Source organism: Filifactor sp. (assembly GCF_057248345.1).
In genome coordinates, this window is sequence record NZ_DBHIIC010000022.1 from 1 (window position 1) to 23,165 (window position 23,165).

Annotated in this window: 19 protein-coding genes; 11 read left to right on the forward strand and 8 right to left on the reverse strand. The window is 29.7% G+C overall.

The window, feature by feature from the left end:
* Positions 1-186: 186 nt before the first annotated feature.
* From ACO5GE_RS05160 to ACO5GE_RS05205, 10 genes are all read left to right on the forward strand, one after another.
* Positions 187-1,425: a BaiN/RdsA family NAD(P)/FAD-dependent oxidoreductase gene (locus ACO5GE_RS05160; protein ID WP_484829862.1), complete on the forward strand. Its 1,239-nt coding sequence runs from the start codon at positions 187-189 to the stop codon at positions 1,423-1,425.
* A gap of 24 nt (positions 1,426-1,449) precedes the next feature.
* Positions 1,450-3,078 carry an NAD(P)/FAD-dependent oxidoreductase gene (locus tag ACO5GE_RS05165; RefSeq protein WP_484829863.1) on the forward strand — a complete coding sequence of 543 codons (1,629 nt, stop codon included), beginning with the start codon at positions 1,450-1,452 and terminating at the stop codon, positions 3,076-3,078.
* Positions 3,079-3,112: 34 nt separating this feature from the next.
* Entirely contained in the window at positions 3,113-4,258 is a 1,146-nt protein-coding gene (locus ACO5GE_RS05170; RefSeq protein WP_484829864.1) for a DEAD/DEAH box helicase, read from the forward strand.
* 389 nt (positions 4,259-4,647) lie between these two features.
* Entirely contained in the window at positions 4,648-6,012 is a 1,365-nt protein-coding gene (locus ACO5GE_RS05175) for a hypothetical protein (protein WP_484829865.1), read from the forward strand.
* Between the two features lie 11 nt (positions 6,013-6,023).
* Positions 6,024-6,707, forward strand: coding sequence for a response regulator transcription factor (locus ACO5GE_RS05180; RefSeq protein WP_484829866.1), 684 nt, complete (start codon positions 6,024-6,026; stop codon positions 6,705-6,707).
* A 1-nt stretch (position 6,708) separates the two neighbouring features.
* Positions 6,709-8,133 (forward strand): HAMP domain-containing sensor histidine kinase, encoded by a 1,425-nt coding sequence (locus tag ACO5GE_RS05185; RefSeq protein ID WP_484829867.1) that lies wholly within the window; start codon positions 6,709-6,711, stop codon positions 8,131-8,133.
* Between the two features lie 45 nt (positions 8,134-8,178).
* Positions 8,179-11,634 carry a DNA polymerase III subunit alpha gene (locus ACO5GE_RS05190; RefSeq protein WP_484829868.1) on the forward strand — a complete coding sequence of 1,152 codons (3,456 nt, stop codon included), beginning with the start codon at positions 8,179-8,181 and terminating at the stop codon, positions 11,632-11,634.
* Between the two features lie 9 nt (positions 11,635-11,643).
* Positions 11,644-12,606, forward strand: a complete 963-nt coding sequence (gene pfkA / locus ACO5GE_RS05195; protein WP_484829869.1) for a 6-phosphofructokinase — start codon at positions 11,644-11,646, stop codon at positions 12,604-12,606.
* Positions 12,607-12,655: 49 nt separating this feature from the next.
* Positions 12,656-14,404, forward strand: a complete 1,749-nt coding sequence (gene pyk / locus ACO5GE_RS05200; RefSeq protein WP_484829870.1) for a pyruvate kinase — start codon at positions 12,656-12,658, stop codon at positions 14,402-14,404.
* 129 nt (positions 14,405-14,533) lie between these two features.
* On the forward strand, positions 14,534-15,655 hold the full coding sequence (locus tag ACO5GE_RS05205) for a tyrosine-type recombinase/integrase (RefSeq protein ID WP_484829871.1): 1,122 nt from the start codon (positions 14,534-14,536) through the stop codon (positions 15,653-15,655).
* A gap of 2 nt (positions 15,656-15,657) precedes the next feature.
* Here ACO5GE_RS05205 and ACO5GE_RS05210 read toward each other — a convergent pair whose 3' ends face one another.
* The 7 genes from ACO5GE_RS05210 to ACO5GE_RS05240 all read right to left on the reverse strand — a co-directional run bounded on the left by ACO5GE_RS05210 (position 15,658) and on the right by ACO5GE_RS05240 (position 21,219).
* On the reverse strand, positions 15,658-16,404 hold the full coding sequence (locus ACO5GE_RS05210) for a hypothetical protein (RefSeq protein ID WP_484829872.1): 747 nt from the start codon (positions 16,402-16,404) through the stop codon (positions 15,658-15,660).
* Positions 16,405-16,441: 37 nt separating this feature from the next.
* Positions 16,442-18,145 (reverse strand): arginine--tRNA ligase, encoded by a 1,704-nt coding sequence (gene argS / locus ACO5GE_RS05215; RefSeq protein ID WP_484829873.1) that lies wholly within the window; start codon positions 18,143-18,145, stop codon positions 16,442-16,444.
* Positions 18,146-18,195: 50 nt separating this feature from the next.
* Positions 18,196-18,627 carry a Fur family transcriptional regulator gene (locus ACO5GE_RS05220; protein ID WP_484829874.1) on the reverse strand — a complete coding sequence of 144 codons (432 nt, stop codon included), beginning with the start codon at positions 18,625-18,627 and terminating at the stop codon, positions 18,196-18,198.
* Between the two features lie 111 nt (positions 18,628-18,738).
* Complete coding sequence (locus tag ACO5GE_RS05225; RefSeq protein ID WP_484829875.1) at positions 18,739-19,410, reverse strand: RluA family pseudouridine synthase; 672 nt, start codon at positions 19,408-19,410, stop codon at positions 18,739-18,741.
* 27 nt (positions 19,411-19,437) lie between these two features.
* Positions 19,438-19,833, reverse strand: coding sequence for a prepilin-type N-terminal cleavage/methylation domain-containing protein (locus ACO5GE_RS05230; protein ID WP_484829876.1), 396 nt, complete (start codon positions 19,831-19,833; stop codon positions 19,438-19,440).
* 68 nt (positions 19,834-19,901) lie between these two features.
* Positions 19,902-20,783 carry an RluA family pseudouridine synthase gene (locus ACO5GE_RS05235; RefSeq protein WP_484829877.1) on the reverse strand — a complete coding sequence of 294 codons (882 nt, stop codon included), beginning with the start codon at positions 20,781-20,783 and terminating at the stop codon, positions 19,902-19,904.
* Positions 20,784-20,829: 46 nt separating this feature from the next.
* A complete protein-coding gene (locus tag ACO5GE_RS05240) occupies positions 20,830-21,219 on the reverse strand; it encodes a DUF3783 domain-containing protein (protein ID WP_484829878.1) in 390 nt (129 codons plus the stop codon).
* 166 nt (positions 21,220-21,385) lie between these two features.
* Between ACO5GE_RS05240 and ACO5GE_RS05245 the strand changes: the two genes are divergently transcribed.
* Complete coding sequence (locus ACO5GE_RS05245) at positions 21,386-22,099, forward strand: YebC/PmpR family DNA-binding transcriptional regulator (RefSeq protein ID WP_484829879.1); 714 nt, start codon at positions 21,386-21,388, stop codon at positions 22,097-22,099.
* Between the two features lie 191 nt (positions 22,100-22,290).
* On the opposite strand, the gene ACO5GE_RS05250 is transcribed toward ACO5GE_RS05245, so the two are convergent.
* Entirely contained in the window at positions 22,291-23,106 is an 816-nt protein-coding gene (locus tag ACO5GE_RS05250; RefSeq protein ID WP_484829880.1) for an undecaprenyl-diphosphate phosphatase, read from the reverse strand.
* Between the last annotated feature and the right edge of the window lie 59 nt (positions 23,107-23,165).

Genomic DNA, 23,165 nt, shown 5'->3' on the forward strand with positions numbered 1-23,165 from the left:
AAATAGTATCCGAGTATTTCTCAAAGTGTAACATATGTCTTGACAACTAAGAAAAGTATTATCATGTGGATACAGTTGTTATATACAATAAATAAACTTTATGATAACATTATTTATTTGGAGAGTATAGAATTTGATTTATGAATATTTTTCTAATTGGATAAACGGTTATGACGGGATGGTAGAATGAAGAAAAAAAAACATGTAATTGTTATAGGAGGAGGAGCATCAGGTATTGTCGCTGCCATATCTGCTAAAAGAAACGGAGCAGATGTTACTCTTTTAGAACGTAATTCTCGTGTTGGAAAAAAAATATTAGCGACTGGGAATGGCAGGTGTAATTTGACTAATTTAAATTCTGATGTTAATTTTTATAATGGTCAAAATCCAAAATTTATATATAGTACATTTGGTCAATTTGGAACTCAGGAGACTTTGTTATTTTTTGAAAAGTTAGGAATTGAATATAAAGTGGAAGGAAATGGCAAGGTTTTTCCTATGTCTGATCAGTCATCTTCTGTTTTAGATGTACTTCTATATGAATTAAATCGGCTTGGTGTTACAGTAAATATAGACTGCTATGTGATACAGTTAAAACAAAACAAGGGAAATTTCTTAGTAAAAACTTCTGACAACAGGATATTTTCATGTGATTCCATTGTTTTTGCGACTGGAGGGCATTCAATGCCTTCGAGTGGTTCTGATGGGAATGGGTATGAATTAATAAAACAATTTAATCATAGCGTTGTCCCTATATTTCCGTCGTTAGTCCAGCTAGTTTTGAAATGTGATTTTTTAAAAAGAATAGATGGAGTAAAAATTTTAGGGAGAGCGGATTTGATTGTGAATAAAAAAAGTTGTTCTACAGAAACGGGGGATATATTATTCACATCGTATGGTATTTCAGGACCACCGATTTTACAACTTAGTAGAAAAGCAGGAGAATTTTTGCAGAATAATAGAGATTGTTATATTAGAGTGTCTATATTGGATACTATGACAGAGGATGAAATAGAGCAGAGATTAGAGAGAAGATTTGAGGATAATTCTTACAAGACTATATTTGAATCAATGATAGGATTGATTAACAAGAGATTGATTCCAGTTATTTTATTAGAAGCTAATATTTCTAATCAAAATAGATTAGCATCTTCGTTGAGTAAATCAGAAAAAAAACAGATAGCTTCACTATTGAAAAAGTGGGATTTTCAAATTATTGGAACAAAGGATTGGAATAACTCTCAGGCTACGGCAGGTGGAGTAAATACAAATGAAGTTTATTCAGACACACTTGAATCAAAAAAAGTGAAGGGACTATTTTTTTCAGGAGAAGTGTTAGATATTGATGGACAGTGTGGAGGATTTAATTTGCAATGGGCTTGGTCATCCGGTATGATAGCTGGAAGAAATGCAGCTACATTATAAAGAAATTTTGTTTGGAGGAAAGGGATGCTTCGTATACAGAATATAAAACTGTCATTAGATGAACAAAAAGATAATACGGTACCAATTGAAATTATAAAGAAGAAAATATGCCAAAAATTTAAATGCGATTTAAATGAAATTAAAAATATAGAAATATTTAAAAAATCTATAGATGCTAGAAAAAAAAATAATATTCAGTTTGTATATACAACAGATGTGTCTTTTTTGAACTTGGAAACAGAAAGACATCTGATGAATAAATATGCAACAAAAGGGATTTCTCCCACACCGGACATGAGTTATGAGGAAGTGTCATCAGGAATTAACATTTTAAAAAATAGACCCGTAATTGTGGGCTCTGGACCTTCTGGATTATTTGCTACATTGTTGCTGGCCAGGCGAGGATACTCTCCTATTCTGATAGAAAGAGGAGATGAAGTTGATAATCGGATTAAGAAAATAGACAGTTTTTGGAAAACAGGAATTTTAGACACAAATAGTAATGTCCAATTTGGAGAAGGTGGAGCAGGAACTTTTTCAGATGGAAAATTGACTACATTAATAAATGATAAAAGATGTAGACACATTTTACAGCTTTTTATAGATTGTGGCGCACCTCATGATATTTTATACAATAGTAAGCCTCATATAGGAACTGATATTTTGAGAACAGTTGTTAAGAATATTCGAGCTAAAATTATAGAATATGGGGGAGATGTAAGGTTTCTTTCTCAACTAACGGATATTGTGTTAACAGAAGATAATGAATTGCATTCTATTATTTTGAATGGTAAAGAAGAAATTTTATGTGATGTAATGTTACTTGGAATTGGTCATAGTGCGAGAGATACTTTTGAGATGTTGTTTCATAATGGAATTAATATGATTCCAAAAGCCTTCTCTATTGGAGTAAGAATCGAACATCCTCAGAGCTTGGTTAATAATGCCCAGTATGGAGACAGTTTTAGTAATTTAGTTTTTGGTTCTGCAGATTACAAGTTGGTTTATCATTCTCCTAGTGGTAGATCTGCTTATACGTTTTGCATGTGTCCGGGAGGATATGTGGTAGCTGCAGCTTCTGAGGAGAATATGTTAGTGACCAATGGTATGAGTGAGTATAGGAGAGATGCTGATAATGCAAATTCAGCGCTTCTGGTAGGAGTTACACCCGATGATTTTGGTGGGCCGAGTCCTTTAGACGCCATAAAATTTCAAAGAAAATGGGAAAAAAGAGCTTTTGAATTAGGAGGAAATAATTATTTTGCACCGATTCAAAAAGTAGGAGATTTTTTAGAAAATGATATGGAACATGATGATATGACAATTATTCCTTCATATAGACCTGGTGTAAAGGTTGCAGATTTAAAAAATTGTCTACCTGATTATGTAATTGACACTATGAAGGAAGCTCTGATAGCTTTTGATAAAAAGTTGAAGGGATTTGCAAATCCGAATGCGATTTTAACCGGAATAGAAACGAGAAGTTCGTCTCCTGTTAGAATTTTAAGAGATTTAGACCATATGTCTAATCTAATAGGAATTTATCCCATGGGAGAAGGAGCCGGTCATGCTGGAGGAATTATGTCTTCTGCAGTTGATGGAATTAAAACAGCTGAAAAGATTATTAGTCGATATAGTCCACTGAAAAAATAGTATATAATAATATTATGATAGAAAGGAAGTAGTAGTGAAATTTAAAGAATTTAATTTAAGAAAAGAACATATTTTTGCACTACAAGATATGTATATTGAGAATCCTACAGATATTCAATATAAAGTTATTCCTAAAATGAGAAAAGGAAGGGACATTCTTGCACATGCTCAAACTGGGACAGGAAAAACCCTTGCATTTTTAATTCCTATTTTGGAAAGTATTCCTGATGAAACATTAGGAATAAAGAGTCTAATTATTGTTCCAACAAGAGAATTATCTAATCAGATTACCGATGTTTTAAAATACTTTCAAAAGTATAGAAGGTTGTCTGTAGTGAATGTATCAGGAGGCCATAATATTACTACACAAATTCAAAAACTACAATCAAATGCTGATATTGTTGTAGGAACACCAGGTAGAATATTAGATTTGTTAAGGAATGGAAATATCAATTTTAAAAATATAGATAGTTTTGTAATCGATGAAATGGATCAAATACTCGCATTTGGATTTATGGAAGATGTCATTCTATTGATGAATAAAACTCCAAGAAAAAAACAGGTTTGTATGTTTTCAGCAACGGTTTCTCAGGATGTAAAGAATCTATCGAAACAGTTTATGGTAAATCCTATTTATCTGACAGCCGAACGAGAAGAAGTGGTATTAGATAATATTAGTCAGTTAATTATCCAAACTAAAGATTCCAGAAAATTAAGTTCTTTAATTTATGCAATAGAAAAAATCAATCCATTTATGTGTATGATTTTTTGTAATTCTAAAAAAAATGCAGAAAAATTGTACTCAGATTTTATATATAACCAATATAAAAATATGGAATTATTACATGGAGACATGTCCCAAAATAAAAGAGAAAATGTTTTAAAAAAGTTTAGAGATTTAAAAATACAGTATTTGATTACTACTGACTTGTCTGCAAGAGGAATTGATATTGAAGGTGTTAGTCATGTGATTAACTACGATATTCCAAGAGATGTAGAGTACTATATTCATAGAATTGGAAGAACAGGACGAATGAAACAGACAGGGGTTGCAATATCATTTGTAACAGAAAAAGATATTACTAATATGGAAAAAATTCAAAAACGGATTAAACAGACAATACCTGTTGTTCATGATACGACTGATAGAGAACGTGAAAAAATAAAGTATTCTTTTTAGTGGAGTTCTATATCTTGCTTTATTTGTAAAGATAGAACACAAATTTTATCATTTAAAAAGATTATCTATCGTAGTAAAAATAGAATATCTGAGAATGGGCACTTAAGAAAGTTAAGTGCTTTTTTTATGAAAATTAATAGTTCACAATGCTGTATTATAGTTTCTTGTTATGAAAATATTTATCTAGTATTATAAAAAATAATTTCAAATAATATTGGATGAGTTTTAATTTGAGTGCTTATTCTATTTTTAATACGAGTGTATTTGATATAATTTTAATAAAAAATATAGACTCAGAATTTAATTTTTTATTTTTTGCAAGGATATATTTTATTAGTATGATATAATTATAAGAATATAAATAGATGTTGAAATAGGTTGTGATATTGATGAAAATAATATGTATAAAAATTAATTTTTTTTTAATGGTAATAGTATCATTATTAGTTATGACTTCGTGTGTAAAAATTTATACTCCGGAGGAATTGGTTAAAGCTCCTGAATTGAATATCGAAAACAAGGAAATTAAAGATGCGCTAGCTCAGATAATTCCTCAAGATGCTGTATTATATAGCACTTCAAATTTTAACAAGCTTACAAATAGTGCACTTTTACAGGGTAAATCATTTTTTTTACAAGATTTTGATAATGATGGGACGAAGGACGTTATTGCACTATACAAAAATTCTAAAATACAATCATTTGGAGTCATTATTCTAAAGAAGTATGGTGGACTTTGGGTTAAAGAGAAAGAAATAAAACTTAATTCAATAGAAATATTAGATTTTGATATTGTGGATATCGATGATGATGGTCTTGACGAAATGATTATAGGTTATATTGATGAAAGTGAAAAACGAATTCTATCTATTTTTCATGCAGAAAAGTCAGGTTTAAAAGAAATATTTAAATCTGAATATTATTCGTTTACATTTTCCAATATAGGGGCACAAAATAAATTATTTTTGTTAATTTCAAATTTTGGTTCAGAACCATTAACAAATAAGGTGAAAGTGTTTCAATTTACAGAAAATTCCTTTAGAAAAATAGATGAGCTAATCTATCCGAAAGGCTATAATCCCTATAATGTACAAGTAGGTAAAATAGATCAGAATCATTTTGGAATATTCGTGGATTTGTTTGTGTATGAATCTTATGGACAGAGTGATGTCTTAATGTTAAAAGAAGGGAAGTTAAAAAGTATCTCTTCAGGAACCAATAATATTTCTACAACGCAAGATACACCTATTGTTTGTAGTGATATTGATGGAGATGGAATCATAGAAGTTCCTCAAACGTCTTCTATCATGTTGTCAAATGAAGGCTTATCTCATAGAAAAGATCTTTTTGTTAGAAATTACTATAAGATTATTTCTTTGTCTCAGTTGAAATTAGTTGCACAAGTATATGAAGATACAGTAGATATGAAAATCCGTATAAATTTTCCGTTTGAATTTTTTAATAAAGTTTTAATTAGTAAAGATCCATATTCAAATAAGTTGACATTGTATTATTCTCCTGAAGAAATAGGCTATGAATCAGAAGGATATGCATTCTTGGAAATTTTGAGCTTAGATGTAGGGTATAAAAATAGATATAAAGATTATATTTTTGTCCATGAGGATGAAGAAAGTATTATAGTAGCTCGTCCGATTGATGAAAGTAGTAAAGTGCCTAAAAGATTTTTAAGAGATTACGAACGTATATTAAATTTATCAGAATTTCCAGACGTTTTTTTAAAAAGAATAGAGTAAAGGAGATATTTATGAAAATGCTTGTTTTAGAGGATGAAATGCCCATCAGAAGTTTTGTTACTTTAAATTTTAAGAGAGAAGGATTTGATGTTTTAGAGTCGGATACTGGGATATCTGCAATTAAAATATTTGATGAGAATCCAGATATACAACTTGCAGTATTAGATGTAATGTTACCTGATATTGATGGATTTGAGGTATTGAAGTATATTCGAAGTAAAAATAAAAATGTAGGGATTATCATGTTAACGGCACGTACACATGAACAAGATAAAGTAATGGGATTAGAGTATGGTGCAGATGATTATATTGGAAAACCGTTTAGTCCAGCTGAACTCATTGCAAGGGTAAGGTCATTGATTAGACGATTGTCTATTAAAGATGATCATACCAACATAATATTATCAGGAAAATTTAAACTAGATGTAGGAAATCGAAAATTTTTTCGTGATGATGTTGAAATTGAATTAACCCCAAAAGAATTTGAAATGTTGCAGTTATTCTTAACAAATAGACATAAATCTTTGTCTAGAGACTATATTTTAAATCAAGTGTGGGGAGATAATTATTTTGGAGATTTAAAAGTTGTCGATGTAAATATAAGAAGGATTCGAAAGAAGATTGAGGAAGACGCAGCAAACCCATCGTATTTGAAGACAATTTGGGGATATGGATATAGATGGGAAGATGAATAGGATGAAAAAATGGATTCAAAGATTAAGGTTTAACAACGTTTCTATTCGTACAAGAATTCTGCTGAGTTTTAATATTACTATCTTATTTACAATAATTATCATTCAAATTGTATTTTCAATATTTGTAAAATCATATTATTATTCTGGAGTTGAACAACTTTTGAAAGATAAGGTCAACTTTAATTCAAATTTTATTAATATTTATGCTCCTGGTAAAGATATTCATGAGAAATCAAAATTATTGATTAAGAACATGACAGGATTAGAACGAGAAAAATATTTTGTTCAGGTAATTGATTACAGCTATAATGTAGTTATGGATTTAAATGATTTTTCTAATATTTCTAAAATAACTGCAACTGATGTCAAAGAGGCAATGGATGGAAAAATAGGAGTGTCTATTGAAATAACTGAAAGTACGAATGAAAAAATAATTTCTGTTTCTATGCCACTTAGGAAGTATAATACTGTTATTGGAGTTTTAAGATACACTACATCACTTCAAGAAATTGATAGAGCCATAAAAAGGTATAATATACAAAGTACAATATTGGGAGTGTGTGTTCTGACTTTGTTTTTGTTAATCTCATTGGTTATATCTAAATCTATAACACAACCTATTCACAAGCTAAATATTGCTGCAGATGAGATGGCAAAAGGAGACTTTGATGTTCGTGCTGAAAAAGTATATGATGATGAAATAGGACAATTAGCAGATACTCTGAATTATTTAGCTTCTGAAATAACAAAATCTGAAAAAATAAAAAAAGATTTTATATCTTCTATTTCTCATGAGTTAAGAACTCCGTTGACATCGATAAAAGGTTGGGGGGAAACTTTACTCTTGGATACAGAGAAAAATGCAGAATTGAATATGGGATTGGGTATTATTTGTGCAGAAGCAGAAAGATTAGGAGATATGGTAGAAGAATTATTAGATTTTTCGCGATTAGAATCTAATTCTATGAAGGTATTTAAAGACTGGATTAATCCAAAAAAAGTATTACAAGAAGTCTATAATCAATTTTTGCCAAGAAAAGGATCTTTAGAGTTCAATTGTGAATTAAAAGGGAAAGATAGTTTAATTTATGCTGATCAAAATCGCTTAAAACAAATATTTATTAATCTAATTGCAAATTCTATGAAGTTTACTCCGCGTGGTAGTATATCTGTAAGTATAGAGGGTTTTGATGATAGAGTAGTTTTTGAAATTTGTGATACGGGCATAGGTATTTCGAAAACAGATTTAGAGAAAGTAAGAGAAAGATTCTACAAAGCAAATATCAATGCACCAGGAAGTGGAATGGGGTTATCAATCGTTGATGAAATATTAAAATTACATGATGCAACAATGGAGATTTATTCAGAAGTTGGAGAAGGGACAATAATCAAAATTTTTTTTCATGCTAACAACATTTCATATTGATAGAAAGAAGAATGAAACGCATATTTATGATAAAGGGGTATTATATTGGACAAAAAATTTACTCATTTACATTTGCATACTCCGTATAGTTTACTAGATGGTTTCGCAACTATAGAAGATACTATAATAAAAGCAAAAGAAGATGGCATGGATGCAGTAGCTATTACAGACCATGGGGTAATGTTTGGTGTTGTTGAGTTTTACAAAGTTGCATTAAAGTATGGGATCAAACCTATCATTGGTTGTGAGGTGTATGTTTCATATCGAACAAGATTTGATAAAGAGAATATTGATAAACGGTCGTATCATTTGATTTTGTTAGCAGAGAATAATATTGGATATCAAAATTTAATAAAATTAGTGTCATTAGGATTTGTTGAAGGATACTATTATAAACCACGTGTTGATATCAGTTTGTTGGAGTCGTATTCCGATGGAATTATTGCACTTTCTTCCTGTTTAGCAGGAGAGATTCAACAACACTTATTAAATAATAATTATGAGAATGCAAAGGATGCAGCTTACAGATATAGTGAGATTTTTGGAAAGGATAACTTTTTTTTAGAATTGCAGAATCATGGGATTGAAGAGCAGCAAAAAGTCAATTGTCTCTTAAGAAAACTATCCTTAGATACAGGAGTCCCATTAGTTGCAACAAATGATGTACATTACGTTAATCGTTCCGACTCCAAAATTCATAATATTCTATTATGTATTCAAATGGGAAAAAATCTTGATGAAAAAGATAGAATGGAATTTAAAACGGACCAGTTCTATTTTAAAACAAGAGAAGAAATGTATCAATTATTTCCAAAAGATAAAATTGCTCTTTTAAATACCTGGAAGATTTCTCAAAGGTGTAATGTATCATTTGATTTTAATGTAATCCACTTGCCTGAATTTGAAGTGCCTAGTTACTATACAAAAGAACAACTATTTGATGAATTATGTGAAAGAGGACTTAAAGAAAGATACTCTGATATCACTACTGATATCAGAGAACGTTTTGAATATGAAAAAAAAGTAATCAAAGAGATGGGATATGTAGAATATTTTTTGATTGTACAAGATTTCATTCGTTTTTCTAAGAAAAATAATATTATTGTTGGACCTGGAAGAGGCTCTGCAGCAGGCTCAATTATATCATTCTGCTTGCAAATTACAGATGTGGATCCGATAAAGTATCATCTCTTGTTTGAACGTTTTCTTAATCCAGATAGAATTTCTATGCCGGATATTGATATCGATTTTTGTTATGAAAAAAGAGAAAGAGTAATAGATTATGTAAAAGAAAAATATGGTGAAGATCATGTTGCTCAAATCATTACTTTTGGAACTTTTGGACCAAAAGCAGCAATTCGCGATGTGGGCAGAGTACTGGGAATTAGTTACTCTGAAGTCGATAAAATAGCAAAACAGATTCCGGAAAATATTGGAATGACAATTGAGAAAGCACTTGAAATGAATACTGAATTAAAAAAAATGTATGTTTTAGACAATAATGTTCGAGATATTATTGATTTTTCAAAACAAATTGAAGGCTTGCCACGACATGCATCAACTCATGCTGCGGGAGTCGTTATTTCAAAAAATCCAATGGATTGCTATGTACCTTTGTATATGCACAAAGATTTAGTGGCGACACAATTTCCAATGACAACATTAGAAGAACTCGGTCTTTTAAAAATGGATTTTTTGGGTTTAAGAACATTAACTGTTATTCAAAAAACATTAGAAACAATTCAAAAAGTTTATCATAAAATGATTGATTTTGGTAACATGGATACTAGTAATATCGAAGTGTATCGCTTGCTATCCAATGGTAATACTCTAGGAGTTTTTCAGTTAGAAAGTGCGGGAATGAGGAGTTTTTTAAAAGAATTGAGACCTGATACATTTGAAGATATTGTTGCGGGAATTTCTTTATACAGACCAGGACCAATGGAATCTATTCCGCTCTACATTGAAAACAAGAAAAATTCAAATAATATTTCTTACTTACATGAATCATTAAAACCGATTTTGGAAGTTACAAACGGAATTATGGTATACCAAGAACAGGTAATGCAGATTGTTCGAAATTTAGCGGGATATTCTTATGCTCGTGCTGATTTGGTTAGAAAAGCCATGAGTAAAAAAAAGATGGATGTTATGGAGGAAGAAAGAGAGTATTTTGTTTATGGAAAAATTGATCAAAGTGAAAATATTGAAATACCAGGATGCATTAGAAATGGAATACCTGAAAATATAGCAAATAAAATTTATGATGAAATGATTGATTTTGCTAAATATGCATTCAATAAAAGTCATGCTGTTTGTTATGCTATGTTGGCGTATGAAACTGCATACTTAAAGTCATTTTATCCGAATTGTTTTATGGCTGCATTATTGACAAGTGTATCTGATAGAAGTGAAAAAGTGCTTGAGTATATACGTGAATGCAAAGATCTAAAAATATCTATCTTAAAACCAGACATTAACAGAAGTAACAGCTATTTTTCTGTAGAGGGTAAGGATATCAGATATGCACTTTCTTCGATTAAAAATATTGGAATTAAAGTGATTGATGAAATCGTACAAGAAAGAAATGAAAATGGTAAATTTCAAAGTTTTGAAGATTTCATTAAAAGAATTCCACAGAATAACCTATCTAAAAGATTGGTAGAGTCTTTAATAAAAGCAGGATGTTTTGATAGTATTCACCCTAACAGAGCTTCTTTGATAGCAGCATATGAAAAGGTAATAGAGATTGTTCAATCTCAAAAGAAACACTCTATTCAAGGACAAGTCACCTTATTTTTAAATCAAGAAAGCACCTCTAGTGAAAATCTTAATTTTTTTCCACATATCTCAGATTTTTCTATTACGGAAAAACTATATATGGAAAAAGAAACAATAGGATTATATTTGAGTGGACATCCTTTAGATGAATATAAAGATGTAATTAAAGACGATAAGAATATTATTAGTATTGATGTTATAAAAAATATACCTTCACATCAACAGTTGGAGATGGAAAGTAAAAAAATTGTAATTGTAGGTATAATTTTAAGTAAAATAATCAAATACACTAAACAAAATAAAATTATGTGTTTTTTAACAATAGAGGATTTTACCGGCATGTTAGAAGTTCTTATTTTTCCAAACGTTTTTCAAAAAAATATAGAATTTCTAAATGAGGATGAATGTATTATTATTTATGGAAGTATACAATATAAGGAGGATAATAATATGATATTCATTGCCGATAGAATAGAATCATTAAAGAACAAAAAATTTAAAAAAATATATATTCAGTTAACACAAGAGAATTATTCTAGATTAAATGAAATTCAATCATTTATTAAAAATTATCCTGGAAAAGATCATGTTATATTTTTTGATTCAAAAAACAGAAAAGCTTTTGAAACAAAAGGTTTTCAGAGAATTGAATATGGAATTGACATTATAGATAAATTAAAAAAATTAGCGGGTAAAAATAATGTGAAAATAAAGATGTAAGGAGATATTATGAAAAGGATTGCAGTTTTGACAAGTGGTGGAGATGCTCCAGGAATGAATGCTGCTCTTCGAGCAGTAGTTAGAACAGCTATTTATAATGATATAGAGGTGTATGGAGTACAGAGAGGATTCAAAGGCTTAATAGAAGGAGATTTTATAAAGTTAAATGTATCTTTTGTAGGAGATATTATCCATAGAGGAGGTACTGTGTTGCGCTCTGCAAGATGCTTGGAGTTCCAAAATGAAGAATCCTGCAGAAAATGTGCGGTTGATTTATTAAATGTATTTAATATAGATGGACTTATTGTAATTGGTGGAGACGGTAGTTTTAGAGGGATGAATTCTTTAACAGAATATGGATTTTCTACAATAGGAATTCCTGGAACTATTGATAATGATTTAGCATATACAGATTTTACCATTGGATTTGATACGGCAGTTAATACAGTTGTCGAAGCAATAAGCAAATTACGAGATACAACGTCCTCACATGAAAGAATAACTATTGTTGAAGTAATGGGTAGAAGATGTGGTGACATTGCATTGTATGCAGGTCTATCAGGAGGAGCTGAGGTGATTTTAATTCCAGAGGTAAAATTTGATCTGAGTAAAATTGCAGAACAATTAATAAAAAGTAATAATAGAGGGAAAAAACAGAGCATTATTGTTGTAGCAGAAGGGGTAGGTAATACAAAATTTATATCTAATGAAATCAATCGATTGACCGGATTTGACACTATGACGACAATATTAGGTCATATTCAACGCGGTGGAAATCCCACCTCCAAAGACAGAATACTAGGGAGTATGATGGGAAATTATGCAGTGAAACTTTTACTTAACAATATAACAAATAGAGTGATTGGAATAAAAGATAATAAAATTATGGATATGGATATAAATGATGCTCTTCAGTCAAAAAAAATATTTAATAATGAAATGTATGATTTGTCAAAAGTATTATCGATTTAACCTTTTAATAATTGAGATAAAAAAGAAAATAGAGAAGGGGTAGAATTGTATGAATCCAATAAAAAAAACTAAAATTGTTTGCACTATAGGACCAGCTTCTGAAAATAAAGAAATTTTAAGACTGCTTGTTGAAAATGGAATGAATGTGTGTAGATTAAATTTTTCACACGGAAGTCATGAAGAACACCAAAAAAAAATAAATATGATAAAAGAAGTTAGAGAAGAATTAAATGAACCTATCGCCATATTATTAGATACAAAGGGTCCTGAAATAAGAACTGGTACATTTTGTCAAGAAGAAGTTGAGTTAATCACAGGACAACTGTTTACCTTGTATATGAATGATGTTATAGGAGATAATATCGGATGTTCTATTTCATATAAGGATTTGGTTTGTGATGTTAAAGAAGATGATACCATTTTAATTGACGATGGATTGATTTCAATGGTAGTTGTAGAAGTAACAAATGAAAAGATTGTTTGTAAAATTCAAAACTCCGGAGTTATCAAAAATAATAAGGGAATCAATGTTCCAAATGTAAAAATCAATTTACCTGCTATTACGCAAAAAGATAAAGATGATATAATTTTTGGAATTAAAAATGGAATTGATTTTATAGCAGCATCTTTTGTAAGAAAAGCATCAGATGTGTTATCTATTAGAGAAATTTTAGAACAAGAGAATGCTGAACATATTCAAATAATTTCAAAAATCGAAAATCAAGAGGGAATTGATAATATAGATGATATTTTAATGGTTTCTGATGGAATAATGCTTGCAAGAGGAGATTTAGGAGTTGAAATTCCAACAGAAGAAATTCCTATCGTTCAAAAAAGAATCATAAAAAAATGTAATATTTTATCAAAACCTGTTATTACAGCTACTCAAATGTTGGATTCTATGATGAGAAATCCTAGACCAACACGTGCAGAAGTAACAGATGTTGCAAATGCCATTTATGATGGAACAGATGCAATCATGCTTTCTGGTGAAACTGCTTCCGGAAAGTATCCAATTGAGTCTGTCAAAATGATGTACAACATAGCTATTAAAACAGAAGAAAATCTGGATTATAAAAATATGTTATCGAGAAAGTCTATGGCAAGAGAAATGAACATTACTAATGCAATCAGCCATGCTACATGTACAACTGCAAATGATATCGGAGCAAAAGCTATTATTACTGCAACGGAATCCGGATATACTGCAAAAATGGTATCTAGTTATAGACCTAATCAAATGATTATAGGAATTATGCATTCTTCCGTTGTAGCAAGGCAAATGGGAATTGTTTGGGGGATTCTTCCGGTCAATATCGATAAAATTACATCTTCAACTGATGAATTGTTTGAATTATCAATTGATGCATCTATTTCTAAAGGTTTAATTTCTCCAGGTGATATTGTTGTTATTACAGCAGGAGTACCTACTAGACAAACAGGATCTACTAATTTAATTAAAGTCCATGTTGTAACCGAAATATTATCTCAAGGAATTGGAATAGGAGAGAAGACAGTTATTGGAGTTGCTAGAAAGAATTTAGGAAATTTTCAAAAGAATGATATATTAATTGCAAAATACACAGAAAAAGAAATAGTTGATTGTATGAAAAATGCATCTGCTATTGTGGTAGAAGAATCAGGATTAACCAATCATACTGCAATTGTTGGCTTAAGCTTAGGAAAGACTGTAATTGTAGGTGCAAAAAATATTGTTGAAAAAGTTGAAGATGGACAAATCATTACTATATCTCCAAAAAAAGGATATGTATATAAAGGAAATGTTACGGGAGTTTAAATAAATTCCCTCAAATAACCAAATGCTTGACTGAGAAATAAAATATTAAAGTTATCTTCGATAAACAACTCTTCCTTAAATGTATATTTTGGGAATAGTTATGAAACATAAAGGTAGGGACAGAATATTATGAAAATCAATAGTAAATCAAAGAAACCTTATAATATATTAGAAAAAGAACATTCATTGATGAAAAAATGTGAAGAAATAGAAATGAAATTCCCTTCATTTTTTAGAGATTATTTTATTTTTTTGAAAGGTTCTGTATCAATTTCTTCCAGGTATGCATACTTGATTGATATCTATTCTTTTTTTGAATATTTAATTGAAACAAAGTTTTTTGAGAATGAATATGCATCTATTAAACAAATTAAGCAAAACGATTTAAAAGACATCACAGCAAGAGAAATTAATTATTATATTGGAGAATATTGTAGAAAATATGAATTAAAGAAACAAGATACTGTAGTAATATTTGAAAATCAGAGCAAGTCACTATCAAGGAAAAAATCGTCTTTAACATCTTTGTTTAAGTTTTTATATAGGAATGAACAAATGAAACATAATTTGATCGATGGATTAAATCCAATCAAATTGCCTAAATTAAATCCTGATGCAATCAAAAAATTATCTATTGATGAAACAAATGAATTAATTCATGTTATTAATACTGGTATAGGTTTAACACATCATGAAAAAGTTTATTGGGAAAAAACAAAATATAGAGACAAAGCTATTATCATGATATTTATTACTCTTGGTTTGAGGCTATCAGAGCTTGAGCAATTAAATGTCACTTCAATTAATTTTAAAAGAAAAGAAATTCTTATATTTAGAAAACGTGGAAAAGAAGTTTTGATGCCATTTAATGATACTATCGAAAATTCAATTCTTCAATATATAAATTTAGAGAGAAATCATATTATTATTAATGATGAAAATAATCCACTTTTTTTATCTCTTCAAGGTAAGAGAATGACCGGACGTCAAATTAGACAAATGATAAAAAAATACACCTCGATTGTTTTAGGAGATAACGAGGGTTATTCTCCACATAAATTAAGATCTACACTTGCTAGTTCTCTCATAGAAAGAGGTTTTTCTATTTATGATGTACAGAATTTACTAGATCATGACAATGTAACAACAACACAGATTTATGCATCTCATAAAAAAAATGTGAAAAAAAATATAATCGATAATATCGATTATATTGAAGATGAATCAGAAGACAATGCAGATAATATTTAAATTTATTTGCGACACAATACGACAGTTCCTCGTTTTGTTTCTAATTCGATTTCATTATCTGTTTTATAAGAGACAGACAATTGTCCCAATAAAGAGTCATTGATAGAATCTCCCTGATTTAAATTGAAGATTTTATCTATATTAAACTTACCTTGATAGATAGGCGCATTTATTTGGTGATTCTTTAATTTTAAGAAATATTCACACATTCTATTAGGTGTTTGTTTTGTTTCTTCGTTTAAATGAATAAGTAAATTTTCGTTAAATGATAAATTTGAAGGTTCTAAGAAATCTAACATTTGGATTATAATGGATTCGAATTGAAGAATAAGATTTATTTTCAAACGTTCTAATAGAATGGTATTTTGTCTATCAAATAGATTATTATGAGTAATGTTAAAAATATCATCCTTCTCTATTATGTTATTTTGAACAAAGGTGCATAACAGATATATAGCGGTATATTCTTCTACAGTAATTTCCTTCTTTATCCATTGGAAGAAAAAATAAGCAGCAGTAAAAGATGTTTCGATAGAATCATTCGCCAATATAATTGGTAGTAGAGAGCTTAATAGACTCCCTACTCCCTTTTTTTTCATGTGCTTATATAATTTTAATTCATCAATATAACGATTTTTATTGATTGAAATTATCTTTTTTTGTTTATCATAAAATAATGATCTTGTTGTCAAATACACTAACTCATTATTTCCATAATAAATACAATTCATATATTTTTGTTCAGTCATATTTTAAGAATCCTCAAATTTTTTACATCAAATTAAATTACATTTTTCTTGGTGCTTCCATTCCTAAAATCCAAAGTGAATTTTTAATTACTATTTGACTCGCTTGTACCAAAGAAAGATAAGCAATCTTTTCTTTTTCATTTGCAGTTAATATAGGATTGTCATGGTAAAATTTATTGAAGGCTTGACATACATCTAATACAAATCTGGTTAAGTGATGAGGTTCATATTTTTTAGCACAACGCAATAATACATCTTCAAACGAGCTCATGATTCTAATAACATTCATTGCATCATTGTTTGTAGAAAGAACAGAAAAATCTATATCTGTGTTTAAATCAACATTTGCTTTTTCTAATAGTGAACAACATCTTGCATGAGTGTATTGGGTATAAGGACCTGTTTCTCCTTCAAAGGTTAATGCTCTATCCCATGAAAAAGTATAATCTTTGATTCTTGTATTTGACAGTTCTTGGAACACGATAGCTCCAACCCCTACTTGTTTTGCAACTTCATCTAAATTTTTCAAATTAGGATTTTTTTGTCGAATGATATCTTTTGTTTTTTCAATAGCTTTGTTTAATACATCCTCTAAAAATACTACTCTTCCTTTTCTTGTAGATAACACACCCTCTTCTAAAGAGACTGTTCCAAATGCAACATGTATACAGTCATTTGCCCAGTCATATCCACTTAGCTCATGAACTTTTTTCCATTGTTTAAAATGTAACTCTTGTGGAGCACCAACTACATAGATATTTTTATAGAAATTATAAATATCTTTTCTGTATTTTGCCGCTGCTAAATCACGGGTAATATATAGAGTAGATCCGTCTTTCTTTTTGATCAATGCAGGAGGCATTCCGTATTTTTCTAAATCTACAATTTTAGCACCTTGGGAATCGGTTAGAAGATTCATTTTTTCCAAATGTTCTATGATGGCAGGCATTTTATCGGAATAAAAGCTTTCACCGGCAAGTGAATCATACTCAATTCCAAGCATACTATAAACTTTGTCAAATTCTTTTAGAGAAATATCTCTAATCCATTGCCATAATTGTACTGCTTCCGGATCTTTATCTTCTTCTAATTTTCTGAACCATTCTCTGGCTTCATCCTCTAACTCAGAATGGACTTCTGCTTCTTCATGAAATTTCACATATAATTTTAACAATTCATTGATAGGATCTTTTTCTATGACTGTACGATCTCCCCATTTTTTAAATGCGACAATCAACTTTCCAAATTGAGTTCCGTAATCACCAAGATGATTGATTGCTATTGTATTGAAACCTACTGATTGATATATTCTGTCTAAAGCATGACCTATTACAGTAGATCTGATGTGTCCGATATGAAAAGGTTTGGCAATATTTGGCGAAGAATATTCCACTATTACATTTTTATGTTTTCCATAATCAGATTTTCCATAATTTTCTTTTTCAGACAATACCATTTCTATTACCTGTTTTGCAAGTAATTTTTTATTTATAGTAAAGTTGATATACCCGGATACAGCTTTTATAGACTCAAACTCTTCTGAATCAGGTAGTTGTCTTACCAAATCTTCAGCAATTAGATTGGGTGATTTTCTAAACAATTTTGCTAGTTTAAAACAGGGAAAAGAATAATCTCCCATTTCAGGATTAGCAGGCACTTCAATTAAAGATTCGATATCAATCTCATTATTTGTAGATAAAACATTCTCTAATAACGTATATACTATATGTTTAAAATTCATAAATACTCTCCTTCTTTAGTTGTTTGATAGATAAATAAATACAAAATTGATTAATTGGTTGTACACCTATGCCTACATTTAGGGCAGATTCCAAACAAAGTAAATTCAATATGTTCTACAATATATCCATCTAAAAGATTACAAGAAGTCTTTTCTAATTGAGTATCAATATCTTGTATTTCTCTACATTTCGTACACATAAAATGTCCATGAGGCTGAGTTTTAATGTCATAATGAGCTTCCGTTTCATCAATATTCAATATATTTATTAACGAACATTCTTTCATTAAGTTTAGTGTGTTATATACAGTTGTTTTAGATAAAGAAGGAATTTCTTTAACGAGTTCAAAGTAGATATCATTTACAGTAGGATGAATATGATTATTTTGAAGAAATTCCATGATTTTTACCCTTTGAAAAGATGGTTTAATTCCATTTGACTTTAACAAAGCACTATATGATTTCAGTGAAGATATACTCATGATGTCAAAACGCTCCTTTTCTAAGTTCATTGTTCCTAATTATATCATTTAAAAAGACATTATAAAAGCATTTGAAATATTATAGAAAATAATATTGATGATTAACATATATTAAATATGAAATAAATCGAATGGATATCCTAAGGGAAAGTAAGTAAATTCCATTTTTTCTTTTTTAGTAGGATGAAAGAAAGACAGTTTGTATGCCCATAATGCAATATGACCTTTTAATTTTTCAGTTGAACCATACTTTACATCTCCAACAACAGAATGACCTCTAGATGAAAATTGCACTCTTATTTGATGTGATCTACCTGTTACTAGATTAATATTTAACAAAGAATAGTTTGATAAATGAGAGATAACATGATAGTTAAGAATACACATTTTAGCGTTTTCATCATATTTAGAACAGATTGATACAATATTTTTAGAATAAGATTTTTTTACAAAATCTTCCAATTGACCGGAAGGTGCACTAAGTTTTCCATGAACAACAGCTAAATATTCTTTTTCAACTTGATTTGATCTAATTTGTTCAGATAAACGGCTTGCAGATTTTGATGTTTTAGCAAAAACCATGATTCCGCCTGTTACTCTATCCAATCGATGAACTAATCCTAAAAAAATATTTCCAGGTTTCTGATATTTTTCCTTGATATAGTTTTTTACAAAAGTTAGCATATCGGTATCCTTAGAGTTATCCTCTTGTGATGGAATTCTGTAGGGTTTGACTATCACAATAATATGATTATCTTCGTACAGTATCTGTAATTTTTCCATAATACTCCTTTTTTATAAGTTTGAATGCTATTTCTGATTGGTTTCCTGTGGATAAATTGTATAATTATTTGCTGTAATTACAAACTTATATTCATCACTAGAAGTTTTATTTATAGCTGCATTAAACGGACCGGAATATTTTTTACTTTTTGCAACAAGTACAGAATGGGTATATTTTGTTACAATCGGATCAGTTGATTGTATTGTTTGTTTATTATTAAAACAGTTTGGATTGTCCATCAATGCCAATTCCAATGTTTCTGCAAAGCTTACAGCATTTGCAATATCTAGTTTTTGTTGAGCTGATTCTTTCACATTTTGATATTTCAACATACCGTATGTAGCAATGAGTAACAATAGAGTTATAGAAATAATAATTTCAATTAATGTGAATCCGTTTCTATGGCTTAACTTTTGTTTCATAAAGATAACCTCCTAATGTAAAAATAATTTTTAAAATTATTAATATCCCATTATTATATAATAATAGATTACTTTTGAATTTTTAATGTTTCGTTTCGTAAAATTTGAGAAAAATATTCCGGTAAAGGAGAGTAAAATTCTATAAACTCTTTGCTTCTTGGATGAACAAAACCTAAATATCCGGCATGTAATGTCTGTCCTTGTAAGCGATATTCACTCTTTCGATTAGTGTATAAAGAATCTCCAAGTAAAGGATGTCCTATATAAGTACAATGTACCCTAATTTGATGAGTTCTACCGGTTTCTAATCTAGCTTTTAGATAGGTCTTATCTTTGAAGTTTTCAATAACAGACAAATGGGTAACTGCAGGTTTACCATTTGGAACGACAGCCATTTGAAGTCTATTTTTGGGATTTCTCCCAATCGGCTGATCAATAGATAAATGAGTTGTTGTAATGTTTCCGAAAGTAATTAACTGATATTCTCTTTGAATAGAATGTTCTTTAAATTGTTCAGAAAGAAATTGATGAGCATCATTATTTTTCGCAATCACTAATATACCGGATGTATCTTTATCAATACGATGAACAATTCCCGGCCTAATATAACCATTAATTTCAGAAAGGTTACCTTTACAATGATATAAAATTGCATTAACTAATGTATGGGAATAATTCCCAGGTGCAGGATGAACTACCATACCTTTATCTTTATTCACGATTAATATATCTTTGTCTTCAAACAAAATATCTAATGGAATATTTTCAGCAGAAATTTCAATACTTTTAGGTTCAGGTATAGATATTTCGATACTATCAAAGGATTTTAACAAGAAACTTTTTTTTTCGTATTTTCCATTTACTAAAATTCGTTTTTCGTCTATCAATTTTTGAATATAGTTCCGAGATACATCGGGTAGATTAGTTGAAACAAATTGATCTAAGCGCATTCCTTCATCTTCTAATACAACAAATTCTTTTATAGAAGAAAAATTATTATTTAACGGACTCCCCTCCTTGTGTCATCATGAGATGTTCTTTATAAACATCATCTATTAAATCTCCAAATATCCAATCAATATTTGTTGGTGTAATCATAGAAAAAATAGGCCTCTTAATATCGTGTTCTTTCATATAAAGTATAATATTCATAACACTTTCTCTATCTATACCCACTAAAAAAACGAACTCAATTTTAGAAACATCTTTCGAGAAGTTGTAGTTTTCTTTTACGTATCCATCTATTCCAAGGCAGTACCCTACTTTTTGATTTAAATCAGAAGTAGTAATTTTTGATGTGAATTGATCCAGATTAAAATATTTTAATGTGGACATAATCTCATCTTCCCTTACTCCATAAATTCCATTCAGTAAAATCTTTTTCATAAATTAAGACTCCTTTATATAAAACTTTGTTCTATTACATTATATCATGATTTATTATGTTTTTGAAAATATACACAATATAATCTAAAAATTATTTTTATATTGATGAATACAACATATTGTTGTATAATTTTTAATTGTAAAAAATAATACAAGGAGGAAGCTTATGGGAAGAATACACAATATAGAAGGTAGAAAAAACAAGCAAGATTCAAAAAGAGCAGCTGTGTTTACGAAATATGCACGGTTGATTACAGTTGCCGTGAAAGAAGGTGGACCTGACCCTGAATATAATGCTTCTTTGAAAACTGCAATTGAAAAAGCGAAAGCTATGAATATGCCGAATGATAATATTGAGCGTGCTATAAAAAAAGGAACAGGAGCAGGAGATTCAGAAAACTTTGAAAGTATCACATATGAAGGTTATGGACCTGGTGGAGTTGCTATGATTATTGAAACTCTTACAGATAACAAGAATAGAACTGCTGGAAATGTGAGATATTATTTAGATAAGAATGGTGGAAATTTAGGGACATCAGGATGCGTTTCATTCATGTTTGATAGAAAAGGTATCATATTAATTAAAAAATCAGATAATATTTCTGAAGATAGTTTGATGGAAGTTGCGTTAGAAGCTGGAGCAGAAGACTTTTTATCTGAGGAAGACGGATTTGAAATTTATACTGATCCATCATCTGTTTATGAGATAAAAGATGCAATACAAGCAAAAGGATATGATATTCTATCTGCTGAAGTGAGTATGATTCCTCAAACATATACGTCAGTAGAAGGCTCAGCAGTGAAACAGCTTGAAAAACTTTTGGATATGTTGGATGATGATGATGATATCCAAGAGGTGTATACTAACCAACAAGTATAGTTCTAAAAAGTAAGAAATTGTTTAACATGAATCCTGCGTCATTACACGCAGGATTTTTACATATATCTAAAGATATTACTATTGAGTAAAAGATGTTCTCATGATTGGTACATTCTTAAAATAAAAATATCTGTTGTATTTTTTATTCTCCAACAGATACTTTATTGAACTTAGTTTATTTTTATAACAAGTTACATTTGTTGCCACAAAGAAAAGATAAGCACTAATATTCCAAGCACAATGCGATAATACCCAAAAAATTGAAAGTCATGTTTTTTGATATAAGACATTAATTTTTGAATTACTAAAATCGCCACGATGTAGGATATTACACTTCCGGAAAACACCAAAAACCATTGAAACAAATCAAAATGCAACCCCACTTTTAAAATCTTCAACATAGTAGCACCAAGCATTGTCGGAATTGCCAAAAAGAACGAAAACTCTGCTGCCGTCGTTCGAGAACACCCTAATATCATTGCACCGATAATAGTCGCTGCTGAGCGAGATGTTCCCGGAATCATTGCCAAGCATTGAAACAAACCAATCATAAAGGCTGTTTTGTAAGAAATATCATGTACCGCATTAAATTGAAACACAGACTTGCTCTTCTTCTCAAGAATGATAATTCCTATCCCCCAAAATACCAACATAACTGCTACAGAAATAGGATTAAATAAATACTTATCTATCAAATCATCAAATAATAATCCCAATACAATTGCAGGCATAACACCTATAATCACTTTTTTCCATAGTGAAACAGCGCTCTTCTTTTGTTCTGCGTTTTTTTCTTTTGAAAAAGGATTCAGTTCCTTGAAATAAATTGTAACAACAGATAAAATTGCCCCAAACTGGATAATTACATCGAATGCATTCGAAAAATTCTCCGGTGAAAGTGAAAAAAATTGATGAACCAATATTAAGTGACCTGTGCTACTTATAGGAAGAAATTCTGTAACTCCTTCTACAATTCCCAAAACCAAGACTTTCAAAAATTCAATCATACTCTAAATTCCTCTCCGATACATACTACCATCCAGTAGTTATTCTACAACTATTTTAT